Origin of the sequence: Yersinia sp. IP36721, assembly GCF_003634395.1 — a bacterium.
GTDB classification, from domain to species: Bacteria; Pseudomonadota; Gammaproteobacteria; order Enterobacterales; family Enterobacteriaceae; genus Yersinia; species Yersinia entomophaga.
In genome coordinates, this window is the sequence record NZ_QCZL01000004.1 from 103,532 (window position 1) to 116,946 (window position 13,415).

The window sequence follows — 13,415 nt, forward strand, 5'->3', positions numbered from 1 at the left end:
GATTTATGAGAGTTAATCTAGTGGTAAAAATAATGGGAGCCGGATTGGTTTTTATCGGATTGTCAGCAATAACTCAGGCTGAAACTGAATCGGCCAATACCAAGGAAAGAATGGTATTCAGCCCGTTAACGGTGTCAGGAGCAAAAACATCGCCTGAAAACAGTGCGTTGGAAAAGCCAGGCGCATTCAGTTCTCGCGGAGAAAGCAAAGACCTGCAATCAATAGATTCGGTGATTAGAAGCATGCCGGGCACCTCAACGCAAATGGATCCCGGTCAGGGAACCGTTAGTGTGAATATCCGTGGTATGACCGGCTTTGGTCGGGTGAATACGATGGTGGATGGTGTAACGCAGAGCTTTTATGGCAGTGCGCCTAACCCCTATAACCATGGACAGTCCCCGACCACCCAATTCGGTGCACTTATCGACCCTAACTTTATCGTGGGCGTTGATGTGGTTAGAGGCAATGCCATCGGCGCTGACGGCGTGAATGCGCTAGCTGGTAGCGCCAATTTCCGAACTATCGGCGTGGATGACGTTATTTTCTCTGGTAATCCCTTTGGCATCAGAAGCAAATTCTCGTTGGGTAATAACGGTATTGGTCGCAGCGGAATGATTGCTATTGCGGGTAAAACAGATGCTTTTACCGATACCGGCAGTATTGGCGCGATGTTAGCAGTGAGCGGCAGCAGTATTGACGCCAGTTATAAAAATGGCGATGGGGTGATGAGTCAGGAATTTGGTAGTGACGAAACCTTTAAACAAAATCCGCAGTCTCAGTTAATTAAGCTGAATATCAAACCGAATGAGTTTAATGACATCGAGCTATCTGGCCGAGCTTATAACAATAAAATCAGCCGCCGCCACATTAACAGCGATGACTTTTATATTAAATACAACTATACACCGTTCTCCGAGCTGATTGATTTGAGCGTATTGGCCAGCGTCAGCCGCGGGAATCAAAAATATGACTCCGACGCATTGAACAAATTTACCAACTCAAGTGCTAAAAACAGTTCAGACGCGATTGATATTAATAATGTCAGCAAATTCAGCTACGCTGATACGGATTTTGCCGTCAAAATCGGCGGTAAATTGATGAATACTGAGTATTACAAGCATATTGAAACTACTGAGCCGGATAATAAAACAGCAGGAGAAATACTGGAGAACAACGTGTTCGCACCGGGCGGCAGACAGGATATCTCTAGTCTGTATACCGGACTGCAAATAAATCGCGGTATTTATCAGGCTAATTTTGATCTCAATTACACTGAAGCTAAGCTTAAAGGTTTCAAACCCGCCTGCGACGATCGCATCCGCTGTTTCCCGCAGGGCAGCGCGAACATTAATTTAAGTGAACATGGCTTTAATCCGAGCGTGCTGCTGTCGGCGGATATTGTGAATTGGTTCCAGCCTTTTGTCAGCTATACCCAATCAATGCGTGCGCCAAACGTGCAGGAAGTGTTTTATTCCAATGAGGGAGGGGCTTCGATGAACCCATTCCTGAAAGGTGAAGAGGCAGAAACTTATCAGCTAGGTTTTAACTCCGCCAGCCAGGGGCTGATATTTAAAGATGACTCGCTGCGTTTTAAAGCGGTTTACTATCGCAGCAAGATTAAAAACTATATTTCCAGCCAATCTTATATGCTGTGTGGGACGGGCCGCGTTTGTACGTTGGATCAAATGACTAGCGAGGATTGGAGTACAACCGACGGTAACTTTAATCTTTACATCTACACCAACTCACTCACGCCGGTCAGAACTCACGGTTTTGAGCTGGAAGCTAATTATGACGCCGGATTCTTATTTAGTCGTCTGTCCTTCAGCAAAGAGAATACCGACCAGCCGACGTCTATCGCCAGCGGTGTTTTCGGCGCAGGCGACAACGCTGAAATGCCGGATAAATTCTTGACGCTGGATACCGGACTGCGCTTCTTGGATGAAAAATTAACGGTTGGCACCATTGTTAAATATACCGGCAAGACCCGCAGGATGAGCCCCGCGTTAGATTACGACGAATATGACGGAAGATTGATGAAAGAAGAAATGTCGAATATTCCAACCATTGTGGATATTTACAGCAATTATCAATTAAATAAAAATGTGATGCTGAAAGTTTCGGTGCAGAATTTGATGAACAAAAGCTATTCGGATTCGCTAAATAAACTGAACGCGATGCCGATGCAGCAACGGGAAGAAAACCCAAATAATACTGCCAGAGGAAGAACCTATTTGTTTGGCGGCGAGATACGCTTCTAACATAATTAGCCCTGCGGTTGGCACCGAGCGCAGGGCGATTATTCAAACGCCTAGCCGTTTTTTTTCTTTGCCTGCTGTAGCCACTTATCCAGTTCATTGGCAAACTGCTGGCGATCCCGTTGATTTAAAGTATTAGGCCCGCCGGTTTGAATACCGCTGGCGCGCATGGTATCCATAAAATCGCGCATATTTAGCCGTTCACGAATAGTATCCGGCGTATAACGCTCACCGCGTGGATTTAAGGCTATTCCCCCTTTTTCAATGACCTCTGCGGCTAACGGAATATCGGCGGTAATCACTAAATCACCAATTTCAACTCGTTGTACGATTTCGTTATCAGCTACGTCAAATCCTGATGCAACCTGTAGGGTACGGATAAATTTTGACGGCGGTGTTTTCAACGGCTGATTTGCGACCAAAGTTACCATCATGCCAACGCGATCTGCCGCGCGGAAGAGTACTTCTTTGATAACGTTCGGACAGGCATCTGCATCGACCCAAATTTGCATCAGCAGGTTTCTCCGTTTGTTTCATTTGCCCATTCTCTGACCGGCAGAAAATCGCGGTAAAGCACGGCTTCCGGGCTATCAGGCTCCGGTTGATAATTATATTCCCAACGCACCAAAGGCGGCAGCGACATTAAAATAGATTCGGTCCGTCCGCCGGTTTGCAGCCCAAACAGCGTGCCACGATCCCACACCAGATTGAATTCGACGTAACGACCACGACGATAAAGTTGGAACTGACGCTCACGCTCACCCCAAGGCAGGGTTTTACGACGTTCGACAATCGGCAGGTAAGCATCGGTAAAACCTTTGCCAACGGCCTGAGTAAAGGCAAAACAGGTCGAAAAATCTGGAGTGTTCAAGTCATCAAAGAACAGCCCGCCGATGCCACGAGCTTCGTTCCGATGTTTGATATAGAAATAGTCGTCGCACCATTTTTTATACTTGCCGTACAGATCTTCCCCAAAAGGCTGGCATAACGCTTTAGCCGTTTGATGCCAATGCACCGCGTCTTCTTCAAAGCCGTAGTAGGGGGTTAAATCGAAACCGCCGCCGAACCACCAAACTGGCTGTTCACCGGGTTTTTCGGCAATAAAGAAGCGAACGTTGGCATGACTGGTTGGGATGTAAGGATTGAGGGGATGAATGACCAGCGAAACACCGAGCGCCTGAAAGCTACGGCCCGCCAACTCTGGGCGGTGCGCGGTAGCGGAGGCGGGTAAGGTGGCACCAGACACATGAGAGAAATTCACGCCGGCCTGTTCGAATACTGTGCCATTAACCATTACCCGGCTGCGTCCGCCGCCACCTTCCTCTCGTTCCCACTGTTGTTCGGTAAAACTGGCCTGACCGTCTGCCTGCGCGAGTTTGGCGCAAATGTCATCCTGTAGTGATAAGAGAAAGGTTTTGATAATGTTTATGTCTGGTGTATTCATCAGAGTTATATTCACTGGCTTGGGAGTGTTTTAGGCCGCTAAGTATACCCTGATTCCAGCCTATAGTTGTACCGTCAGTGTGGGTTCGGTTTATGACTGCTAAGGAAACCGAATATCGTTGCCTACTACGAAAATTCTGCCTGAATCCGTTATTATCGTCGGTATCGACCTCGGATAATAGGTGCGTCAGCCTGAGCCAACTCTCTTAATTATGTGTATCCGTATCAATTTATTATTGCGCGTGTAGATAATCCCGCGATAATCAGAACATCAACTTTAATTAACAGCGGCGAACACTGATGGAAATTCGCGTATTTCGACAAGATGATTTTGAAGAGGTAATAACTCTGTGGGAGCGCTGTGATTTATTACGGCCGTGGAACGACCCAGAGATGGATATTGAGCGCAAACTGAACCACGATCCGGATTTATTCCTAGTGGCAGAAGTGAATGGCGCTGTCGTGGGCTCGGTGATGGGGGGTTATGACGGCCATCGAGGTTCCGCATATTACCTTGGCGTTCATCCGGACTTCCGTGGCCGCGGCATTGCCAATGCGCTGATCAGTCGCCTTGAGAAAAAGCTCATTGCCCGCGGCTGCCCAAAAATAAATATCATGGTCCGCGACGATAATGATGCGGTGCTGGGTATGTATGAAAAGTTGGATTATGAGATTCAGGACAGTATTAGCCTTGGCAAACGGCTGATCGTCGATCAAGAGTATTAGCGGTGAGTAAGTCGGAAGCTTAAAAATACCCTATCCCGCTGAATTGATCTGAGGGATAGGGCGTTCAATTATGGCAATTTGGTAATATTTCTCACATCAACTTCTACTGAATTCCAGTCTTTATCCACCTTTCCTTCGATTTGTACTTTATCTTTCGGCGTGATGGTCTGGCCTTTCCAACGTTTGGCGTCAATATCTACGGTGATCGTGCCGGTATTGTCGCGGAAAGTGTAGTTATCGTGGCTCAAACGCTCTTCGATATAACCTTGTAAAGTGACGCGAGTGTCGTCACGCATGGATTTGACTTTATCTACGGTTGTGATTGCCGCGCTTGGGCCTTGGAAACCGCCTTGGGTTGCGGGCTGAGTTTGGGTTGTTGACGGGCCCTCAAAGCCACCGGTAGTTGGAGTAGTGGTGGTTTGTGCTAATGCCGGAGTGCTACATAAAGCCAGAAATGTTGCTGCTGTGATGAACTTCTTCACGTTATCGCTCCTTCAATCAATAAATGATTATGTCCGATAGCCGGGGAAATCTCGTCCTTTGAGTCGCCGATAATAACCAGACCGCAAAAAATGCTTAAATATCGCGACCTGAGCGGTCATTATAGTTTAGGAATATAGGTTGGCAATAATCCGATGGCTGCAAAATGAAGAGCATCTGTGAAGATAAGTGGCCGATTAATATGGCGGGATTACGAAAATATGAGCTTCTTTGGTGCGACTGTCATACCGAGGGGCTGTGACTACGGCACTTTTTTAGCAAACTGAACTCCAACCAGTGAATCATTGAGCGCTGTTCTACTGAAACGGGCTTTGTCTGTGGGCCGAAAGCAAGTGATTATCGGTATCACCGTTTTTGTCAGTTAATTTTAAGGAGCTATACCATGAATTTACGCCCGTTATTGCTTGGGTTGCCAATATTGCTGACGGGGTGTTCTGCGCTCTCAAATTTTTCTTGGTCGAGCCTGTCTCCCACGAATTGGTTTGGTAGTAGCCTGCGGGTGACCGAGGAAGGCGTAGGGAGTATTACTGCCGCCACGGCGATGAATCAGGATGCGATTAACGAAGGTCTGAACGGCGATTACCGCTTACGCAGCGGCATGGCTGGCAATGGCGATAGATTAATTTCTTTTTATCAGGCGATGAAGGACGCTCAGGTTAAACTGATTATTTCAGGCCAGCCTAAAGGCACTGTCGAACGCATTGACGTTATGGACAAAAATATTTCCAGCCAGTGGGGCGTAAAACTGGATACACCATTTAGCGATATCTTTGAGCAGGCTTATGGTGCCTGCCAGAAAGCTACCGGTGATGATGCCGAAAGCGTAGAGTGCGTGGCTCCAGAAAGTAAACATGTTAGTTACCTGTTTACCGGCATTTGGCATGGTCCGGAAGGATTAATGCCATCAAACGACGCACTGAAAAACTGGAAAGTGAGTAAAATAATCTGGCGTGCTCAGGCTCATTAATCTTAGCCGTAATGGGATTATTTTAACGTCGTAAAGGCTCCTCTGTCGGAGCCTTTATTATTTCTGGGGAAAAATCACGGTGGTAGCCGCCTGCTAGCATTGGGGCTATTCCTGTTTTATTTTGCGCTGACGCAATGTAATAATTAAGGCGTCGCGTATGATGTCGAACAGAATATAAAGTTGGGGGAAGAACCCCAACTCCCAGTTTTTATTGAGGAAGAAATCATGTCTCAGGTTCAGAGCGGTATTTTGTTGGAACATTGCCGTTTTGCTATTTTTTTGGAAGCAAAAATTCAGGGTGAACTGGATGACATCCGTAGCGGTTCTAAAATATTCTGCCAATCGTTGGTGGAGTTACAACAACAATACCCTGATGCACATTTAGGCGCGGTTATTGCCTTCGGTTCTGACGTATGGCATGACCTCTCCGGCGGGCAGGGCGCTGCTGAACTGAAGCCTTTTGTGCCGTTGGGACGAGGTTTGGCACCGGCGACCCAGCGTGACATGCTGATCCACATTCAGTCTCTGCGCCATGATGTGAACTTCTCTCTGGCTCAGGCTGCACTGGCCGCATTCGGTAAAACTATTGCTATTGAAGAGGAAACCCATGGTTTCCGTTGGGTTGATGAACGAGACCTTACCGGCTTTATTGACGGTACTGAAAACCCGCAGGGTGATAACCGGCCTCAAGTCGCGGTCATTGCCGAAGGTGAGGAAGACGCTGGCGGTAGCTACGTTTTGGTTCAGCGCTATGAGCACAACCTGAGCACCTGGCAGCGCCAACCGCAGGAAAAACAAGAGCAAATCATTGGCCGCACCAAGTCGGATAGCCAGGAACTGCCACCGGATCAGCGTCCTGATACCTCGCACGTTAGCCGGGTTGATTTAAAAGAAAACGGTAAGGGGCTGAAAATTCTGCGTCAGAGCCTGCCTTATGGTACTGCCAGTGGGAAACACGGTCTGTATTTCATCGCTTATTGCGCACGTTTACACAATATCGAACAGCAATTGCTAAGCATGTTCGGCGATCTGGATGGCAAGCACGACCAGTTGCTGCGTTTTAGTAAGGCCGTTACCGGCAGCTATTATTTCGCGCCGTCGCTGACTAAACTGCTGTCGCTATAGTTATAGTATTTTCTGCAAAAAAACGTATAAAAAAGCCGGATTGCTATTTAGCACCGGCTTTTTTTATAGCTCAATGGCAGTGGTCTACATATTTCTTGGGAAGATTACAGCGCCACTGCGTCACGCATTCTGTTCAGCACAGTTTGTTTTTGTTCTTTAGTTAGAGCACGTAACGGCAACCGCGGATTACCAGCATCAATACCGTGTAATTGCATCGCAGCTTTACCTGCGGCTACGCCACCCAACTCTACTAGTACACGAATTAGCGCAATGACCTGATCCATACTTCTTTGCACCGCAGCATGGTTACCAGCGTTGAAGTCCGCAATGATTTTATGGAACAGTGGAGCCGCGTAATTATAAGTGCTGCCAACGGCACTAATAGCGCCAACAGCCAATCCGCCCGGCAGATGTTCATCCACGCCAAACGGAATATCAAACTTGCCACCGCTAACCCGTAGGCAGCGTTGGAATTCATACAGATCAGCATTATTGAATTTAATGCCGGACAGGTTAGGAATTTTAGACTCGGCTTTAATTAAGAACTGTTCCATATCCAAATTCACGCCAGACATCCCGGAATGATAATAGTAAAAGCCTTTTGACGGAGCCGCCGCTGCAATTGTCTGACAATAGGCAATTAAATCATCCAGATTACCTGGCTTGAAGAAACAGGGGCCAATGGCTGAGGTCGCGAAAATATCCAGTTCTTCCGCATGGCGAGACAAATCCACCGCATCTTTAATACTGAGAGCGCCTGTGTGCAGCGTAATGCTCAATTGTCCCTGTGCGGCAGCAACCCAGCGCTCGGCAATTTTTTTACGTTCTTCAACGGAGCAATGAATACCTTCTCCCGTGGTGCCGCAAACGTAAACACCTTTTACGCCATCATTAATCAGATGCTCTGCAATCTGGTCAATGACCGGGTAATTGACTTCACCGTGCTCATCAAACGGAGTGTGCGGTGCAGCGATAAGGCCGGTTAACTTTTTCATACTTATCCTTAAACTCGAAGAGATAGCAGGGGGGGGAGTTTGTTTATGGAGGATAACTCCGCCGTTAAAATTAAGCACGTCAGGAAGACTAACGCTGCTTGATGGCATCGGTGAACCAGCCGCAGATATGTTCAATGCGGGTGATGGCGGAGCCGACGGTAACGGCATAGGCTCCCGCCTTAATCGCGGCGGCGGCGAGCGCCGGTGAATTATAGCGACCTTCGGCTATCACCCGGCAACCGACCTGAGCCAGTTGGTTTACCAGCGCTAAATCCGGCTCAGACGGCGTATTTTTCGAGGTATAGCCGGATAACGTGGTGCCGATAAAATCGACGCCCAAGCGGTGAGCGCTGATACCGTCGGTATAGTCAGAAGCGTCGGCCATGGATAAACGACCAGAAGCTTTAATTCGTTCAAACAGCATTTCCACCGAAACGGGGCGCTCTCGGTGGGTTACATCAAAAGCGATAATGTCGGCTCCGGCGGCAACCAATGCATCCACATCTTCCAGCCATGGGGTTATTCTGACTGCGCAGCCCGGCAGATCTCGCTTAACAATGCCAATAATGGGCGCATCGGTCACTTCACGCACCGCTTTCACGTTGGCGGCACCTTCAATACGCAGGCCTACGGCACCGCCGTCCAGCGCGGCTTGCGCCATGGCGGCAATCATTTCGGGGCGATCCATGGCGCCGTTGGGAACCGGTTGGCATGAAACGATTAATCCGTTCTGGAGCTGATGGCGGAGGTGGATTGGATTGCTCACGGTTTTTAACTCCGGTATTTTATCTTAAATGAAGTTTTACTCCGTCATGTTAGATCTTTTATTCGACGGGCGCAACGACTGAACGAGCAAAATGTGAACCCGTAGGAAAGGGTGCCAGTCCCTTTTCCTTTGGCCGCATTTTCTGTTTGCCTATTAGAGTGAGTTGAGATAGTTTCATTCGAAGTAAAACTCCATTTTATTTTATTTTTCGGAGTGTGATCGGTGGGCGTAGAGGCTGAGGCACAGAGAGGCAGCGGTATGAAGCAGGGCTTGGTACTGGATATTGGTGGCACTAAAATCGCCGCCGCGCGAGTGAATCACAAAGGCGAACTGAGTCAACGGCAGCAAATTGCCACTCCGCGAGGAGACGCAGAACGGTTGCAAAGAACGCTGGAACAATTGATTGAACCCCATCGACAACATGTTGATTTTGTTGGTGTGGCTTCAACGGGGATTGTTAGTAATGGTTATCTCACGGCGCTAAATCCTGCCAACCTCGGTGGCTTAGCTCATTTTCCACTGCAAGCTTGTATTGAAGGCATCGCGAATGTGCCTTGTGTGCTGCTAAACGATGGTCAGGCCGCGGCGTGGGCGGAATATCAGACTTTGTCTATTGCCGTGAATAATATGATGTTCGTGACGGTTTCAACCGGCGTGGGTGGCGGTATTGTCCTGAATAATAAGTTACATACCGGTAATCAAGGATTGGCCGGCCATATTGGTCACACCTTGGCCGATCCTCACGGGCCGATGTGCGGCTGTGGTCGACGCGGCTGCGTAGAAAGCGTTGCGTCCGGTACGGCCATTGGCGCAGCCACTGCTGCCTGGGCTGAGCCGGTCACTGCCGTTGAGGTATTTCGCATGGCAAAAAATGGCCAGCGGCAGGCAGAACAGATTATTGACGATTCAGCGGCAGCCATTGCCCAAATGGTGGCGGATATGACCATGGCTCTGGATCTGGAAATGGTGGTGATCGGCGGTAGCGTGGGGTTAGCCGAAGGCTATCTCGATAGAGTGAGGCTGGCGCAGAAAACGTTACCGGCCATCTATCGTGCGCCTTTGCAGGCGGCTCATTACCGCCAAGATAGCGGTTTATCGGGTGCAGCGCTGTGGGCCACAGCCACGCTGTAATCAATAGTGCAACCTAGTGACGAATAATTAAGATTATCCGTTGGGATATAAGGCATAAAAATGATTCACGGTAACTTAAATCAGCCCGAATTTTTTGGCGGCTATCCGGAAAGTATTCAAATGATACTGGCGTATTTGTCGGAAATACCGGTTAACGAATTGTCCTGCGGTCGTCATGATATTAACGGCGAGGATATTTTTATGAATGTGATGGAATTTGACACTCAGCCAGCGGAAAGTAAAAAAGCAGAAATGCATCTTGTCTATGCCGATGTACAGCTGCTCATTCGCGGTGTGGAAGGGATTGAATATTCAACCCAAACGCCATCAGAACATCTGGAGCCTTATCAGGCTGAGGATGATTATCAGCTTATTGCCGAAATTCCGGATAAAAGCCAATTACGTATGCTCCCCGGTATGTTTGCGGTATTCCTACCGGGTGAGCCTCATAAGCCGGGCTGTCAAATTATCGGTTCTGGTACGATTAAAAAACTGGTGGTGAAGGTGCATCGCCGCCTGCTGGACGACACTCTATTATCCTGATTTCCCTATAATAAGAACCTTAGTTATCTTTGACATTTTCCCCGGCCCCCCGGGGTTTTTTATTGTTTCTACCGCCGCTCTCCGGCCTCATTTGTCTTCACGAAGCCTGCCAACTATGTAATCATGCCCACCAAATTTAAACTCACCCTGAGGTGTTTGTGATGAAAACGGGTACTCCACGTTTCCAGCCTGGAAAAATTCTTGATGCCTTGGGGGCGATGCAAAATAGCCTGACTCGTTCTGCTCAGCGTATTGCGGCCTATATTCTGACGGAGCCGGCTAAAGTGACTCAGGTTTCTATTGCTGAATTATCCTCATTAACTCAAACCGGCGAAGCCACCATTATTCGTTTCTGCCGCACGCTGGGCTATAAGGGATTCCATGATTTCAAAATGGATTTGGCCATCGAAGTTGCAACCAGCAATGCGTCAAATAATGAAAATAGCCTGTTAGACGCGGATGTTCAGGATAGCGATAATACCCTGACTATTGGTAGTAAATTGCAGGTGGCAATTAATAATGTGTTATCAGAAACCCTGAATTTGCTGTCGCTGGAATGTGTTGAAAAAGTGGTTAGCTTGCTGCGTCCGGCAGACAGAATCTGTATTTTTGGCGTAGGGTCTTCCGGTATTACTGCCGAAGACGCCAAGGCAAAATTAATGCGTATCGGCCTGCGAGTCGATGCCGCAACCAATAATCATTTTATGTATATGCAGGCTTCATTAATGAAAGCCGGTGATGTCGCTATTGGTATTAGCCATTCAGGTACTTCTACAGAGACCGTAGAGGCATTGCGGCTGGCAAAACAGGCCGGAGCGACAACCGTTGCCTTAACTCATAATATGGGGTCGCGCATTACCGAACTGGCCGATTATGTATTAATCAATGGCAACCGTCAGGGGCAATTACAAGGTGACTCTATCGGCACCAAAATTGCCCAGTTATTTGTGTTGGATCTGATTTATGCCTTATTGGTGAAAGCTGATCCTGAGCAGGCGGAGAGTACGAAGCGTAAAACCACTCTCGCCGTTAGCCAGAACGGATAAGCTGCAAAAAAATATAATCTCCTTTGCAAAACGCACTTCTCCCGTGAATAAGCCATCTCTACGTTATATCTACGGTGGCTTATTTGGTTCTTCCCGGTAATACAAACATTTCGCCATCTTTGTCACGTTTTCTACACATTGTGATTGAAAAGAGAGAGTGATCTTATACACTCAAGTGGAGTTTTACTCCTTTTTGTGTTTTATTTCGGGGTTTAACTGCAAAAAACATAAGCGTAGCTATCAGCGCAATTAGCTGCTTTAAATATGCGTTAAAACAATGAGATGCTGATTGTTAAACGCGTGGCCGGGATAATAGATTTCCGTCAGAGGCTTATCAATGACGGGGGAGAACGCCTTAATATGAATACTTCAATACAGCAGCGCTGGTATAAACAGCTGACGCCTGCTCAATGGAAGGCATTTATTGCCGCATGGATCGGTTATGCCCTGGATGGCTTTGACTTCGTACTGATCACGCTGGTGCTGACCGATATAAAGCAAGAGTTTGGTTTATCCCTTATTCAGGCCACCAGTTTAATCTCTGCGGCATTTATTTCCCGTTGGTTTGGCGGATTAGTGCTGGGTGCTATGGGCGATCGTTATGGTCGTAAATTAGCCATGATTACCAGCATCGTCCTCTTTTCCTTTGGTACGCTGGCATGTGGTCTGGCTCCGGGTTATACCACCTTATTTATTGCCCGACTGATTATCGGTATTGGTATGGCGGGAGAATATGGCTCCAGCTCGACTTATGTCATGGAAAGCTGGCCGAAACACATGCGGAATAAAGCCAGCGGCTTCCTGATTTCCGGTTTCTCCATTGGCGCCGTATTAGCCGCTCAGGCCTATAGCTATATCGTTCCTGCTTTTGGCTGGCGGATGCTGTTTTATATTGGGTTGTTGCCGATTATTTTCGCTTTGTGGCTACGAAAAAACCTGCCAGAGGCCGAGGATTGGGAAAAGGCGCAGAATCAATCGGCTAAACAGAAACCCGCTAAATCGCTAAATATGGTGGATATCTTGTACCGCAGTAACCTCAGTTACCTGAACATTATTCTGACGGTGTTTGCCGCCGCAGCGCTATATTTCTGCTTCACTGGTATGGTTTCGGCACCCGTTGTGGTGGCTCTGGGAATTTTATGCGCGGCAATATTTATCTACTTTATGGTGCAAACCAGTGGCGATCGCTGGCCGACGGGCGTGATGCTGATGGTGGTGGTGTTCTGCGCCTTCCTCTATTCCTGGCCGATTCAGGCGCTGTTGCCAACTTACCTGAAATTGGAGCTGGGTTATGATCCACATACTGTAGGTAATGTGTTGTTCTTTAGTGGCTTTGGCGCGGCGGTTGGTTGCTGCGTCGGCGGTTTTCTGGGCGATTGGCTGGGGACGCGTAAAGCCTATGTAGCCAGTTTACTCGTTTCCCAATTGCTGATTATCCCGCTGTTTGCCATGGGTGGCGGGAATATTATGCTGCTTGGCGCGGTGCTGTTTTTACAGCAAATGCTGGGGCAGGGCATTGCGGGACTGTTACCGAAATTATTGGGCGGCTATTTCGATACCGAGCAACGCGCAGCCGGTTTAGGCTTTACTTATAACGTGGGGGCGCTCGGCGGTGCACTGGCACCGATTCTGGGCGCGTCTATTGCTCAACACTTGAGTCTGGGAACTGCGCTGGGATCTCTATCCTTCAGCCTGACTTTCGTGGTGATTCTGCTCATTGGTTTTGATATGCCATCGCGCGTTCAGCGCTGGATTCGTCCGAAAGGATTGAGAATGGTCGACGCCATTGATGGTAAAGCTTTCAGCGGAGCCAAGGGCAATGCCACGGCGCAGCCAGTCACGCTGAAATAATCCCTCGCGCGTGAGGTTAACCACGGCGCTTTCACAAAGTCTGGCTGATATCAGCCAGACTTT

At 48.3% G+C, this 13,415-nt stretch carries 13 protein-coding genes; 8 read left to right on the forward strand and 5 right to left on the reverse strand.

Annotated features, from left to right (window positions below):
- Nucleotides 1–5: 5 nt before the first annotated feature.
- Nucleotides 6–2,261: a TonB-dependent receptor gene (locus tag DBA33_RS05570; RefSeq protein WP_064516998.1), complete on the forward strand. Its 2,256-nt coding sequence runs from the start codon at nucleotides 6–8 to the stop codon at nucleotides 2,259–2,261.
- Nucleotides 2,262–2,311: 50 nt separating this feature from the next.
- Here the strand turns inward: DBA33_RS05570 and DBA33_RS05575 are convergent, their stop codons facing one another.
- Nucleotides 2,312–2,770, reverse strand: a complete 459-nt coding sequence (locus DBA33_RS05575; protein ID WP_064517000.1) for a YaiI/YqxD family protein — start codon at nucleotides 2,768–2,770, stop codon at nucleotides 2,312–2,314.
- On the reverse strand, nucleotides 2,770–3,702 hold the full coding sequence (hemF, locus tag DBA33_RS05580; RefSeq protein ID WP_064517002.1) for an oxygen-dependent coproporphyrinogen oxidase: 933 nt from the start codon (nucleotides 3,700–3,702) through the stop codon (nucleotides 2,770–2,772). Before hemF ends, DBA33_RS05575 begins: the two co-directional genes overlap by 1 nt.
- Nucleotides 3,703–4,001: 299 nt before the next feature.
- Here hemF and DBA33_RS05585 point away from each other — a divergent pair, with 299 nt between their 5' ends.
- Nucleotides 4,002–4,427: a GNAT family acetyltransferase gene (locus DBA33_RS05585; protein WP_064517005.1), complete on the forward strand. Its 426-nt coding sequence runs from the start codon at nucleotides 4,002–4,004 to the stop codon at nucleotides 4,425–4,427.
- 68 nt (nucleotides 4,428–4,495) lie between these two features.
- On the opposite strand, the gene DBA33_RS05590 is transcribed toward DBA33_RS05585, so the two are convergent.
- Nucleotides 4,496–4,909 carry a YgiW/YdeI family stress tolerance OB fold protein gene (locus DBA33_RS05590; RefSeq protein ID WP_064517007.1) on the reverse strand — a complete coding sequence of 138 codons (414 nt, stop codon included), beginning with the start codon at nucleotides 4,907–4,909 and terminating at the stop codon, nucleotides 4,496–4,498.
- A gap of 401 nt (nucleotides 4,910–5,310) precedes the next feature.
- On the opposite strand from DBA33_RS05590, the gene DBA33_RS05595 reads away from it, so the two are divergent.
- A complete protein-coding gene (locus DBA33_RS05595; protein ID WP_064517009.1) occupies nucleotides 5,311–5,895 on the forward strand; it encodes an RpoE-regulated lipoprotein in 585 nt (194 codons plus the stop codon).
- 225 nt (nucleotides 5,896–6,120) lie between these two features.
- Nucleotides 6,121–7,020 (forward strand): Dyp-type peroxidase, encoded by a 900-nt coding sequence (locus DBA33_RS05600; protein ID WP_120805835.1) that lies wholly within the window; start codon nucleotides 6,121–6,123, stop codon nucleotides 7,018–7,020.
- A 104-nt stretch (nucleotides 7,021–7,124) separates the two neighbouring features.
- Here the strand turns inward: DBA33_RS05600 and DBA33_RS05605 are convergent, their stop codons facing one another.
- Complete coding sequence (locus tag DBA33_RS05605) at nucleotides 7,125–8,015, reverse strand: dihydrodipicolinate synthase family protein (protein WP_120805837.1); 891 nt, start codon at nucleotides 8,013–8,015, stop codon at nucleotides 7,125–7,127.
- Nucleotides 8,016–8,103: 88 nt separating this feature from the next.
- A complete protein-coding gene (locus DBA33_RS05610) occupies nucleotides 8,104–8,781 on the reverse strand; it encodes an N-acetylmannosamine-6-phosphate 2-epimerase (RefSeq protein ID WP_071925603.1) in 678 nt (225 codons plus the stop codon).
- Nucleotides 8,782–9,039: 258 nt separating this feature from the next.
- Here DBA33_RS05610 and DBA33_RS05615 point away from each other — a divergent pair, with 258 nt between their 5' ends.
- From DBA33_RS05615 to DBA33_RS05630, 4 genes are all read left to right on the forward strand, one after another.
- Nucleotides 9,040–9,912: an N-acetylmannosamine kinase gene (locus DBA33_RS05615; RefSeq protein ID WP_064518494.1), complete on the forward strand. Its 873-nt coding sequence runs from the start codon at nucleotides 9,040–9,042 to the stop codon at nucleotides 9,910–9,912.
- 60 nt (nucleotides 9,913–9,972) lie between these two features.
- Nucleotides 9,973–10,455, forward strand: coding sequence for an N-acetylneuraminate anomerase (gene nanQ / locus DBA33_RS05620; protein ID WP_120805839.1), 483 nt, complete (start codon nucleotides 9,973–9,975; stop codon nucleotides 10,453–10,455).
- A 161-nt stretch (nucleotides 10,456–10,616) separates the two neighbouring features.
- Entirely contained in the window at nucleotides 10,617–11,501 is an 885-nt protein-coding gene (locus DBA33_RS05625) for a MurR/RpiR family transcriptional regulator (RefSeq protein WP_064517017.1), read from the forward strand.
- 360 nt (nucleotides 11,502–11,861) lie between these two features.
- A complete protein-coding gene (locus DBA33_RS05630) occupies nucleotides 11,862–13,352 on the forward strand; it encodes an MFS transporter (RefSeq protein WP_064517018.1) in 1,491 nt (496 codons plus the stop codon).
- Nucleotides 13,353–13,415 lie beyond the last annotated feature (63 nt).

Bases quoted from the DNA above. Each gene is read 5' to 3' on its own strand.
- DBA33_RS05585 (WP_064517005.1), top strand. From the start codon at position 4,002: ATGGAAATTCGCGTATTTCGACAAGATGATTTTGAAGAGGTAATAACT.
- DBA33_RS05575 (WP_064517000.1), bottom strand. From the start codon at position 2,770: ATGCAAATTTGGGTCGATGCAGATGCCTGTCCGAACGTTATCAAAGAA.
- hemF (WP_064517002.1), bottom strand. From the start codon at position 3,702: ATGAATACACCAGACATAAACATTATCAAAACCTTTCTCTTATCACTA.
- DBA33_RS05615 (WP_064518494.1), top strand. From the start codon at position 9,040: ATGAAGCAGGGCTTGGTACTGGATATTGGTGGCACTAAAATCGCCGCC.
- DBA33_RS05570 (WP_064516998.1), top strand. From the start codon at position 6: ATGAGAGTTAATCTAGTGGTAAAAATAATGGGAGCCGGATTGGTTTTT.
- DBA33_RS05625 (WP_064517017.1), top strand. From the start codon at position 10,617: ATGAAAACGGGTACTCCACGTTTCCAGCCTGGAAAAATTCTTGATGCC.
- nanQ (WP_120805839.1), top strand. From the start codon at position 9,973: ATGATTCACGGTAACTTAAATCAGCCCGAATTTTTTGGCGGCTATCCG.
- DBA33_RS05630 (WP_064517018.1), top strand. From the start codon at position 11,862: ATGAATACTTCAATACAGCAGCGCTGGTATAAACAGCTGACGCCTGCT.
- DBA33_RS05600 (WP_120805835.1), top strand. From the start codon at position 6,121: ATGTCTCAGGTTCAGAGCGGTATTTTGTTGGAACATTGCCGTTTTGCT.
- DBA33_RS05605 (WP_120805837.1), bottom strand. From the start codon at position 8,015: ATGAAAAAGTTAACCGGCCTTATCGCTGCACCGCACACTCCGTTTGAT.
- DBA33_RS05595 (WP_064517009.1), top strand. From the start codon at position 5,311: ATGAATTTACGCCCGTTATTGCTTGGGTTGCCAATATTGCTGACGGGG.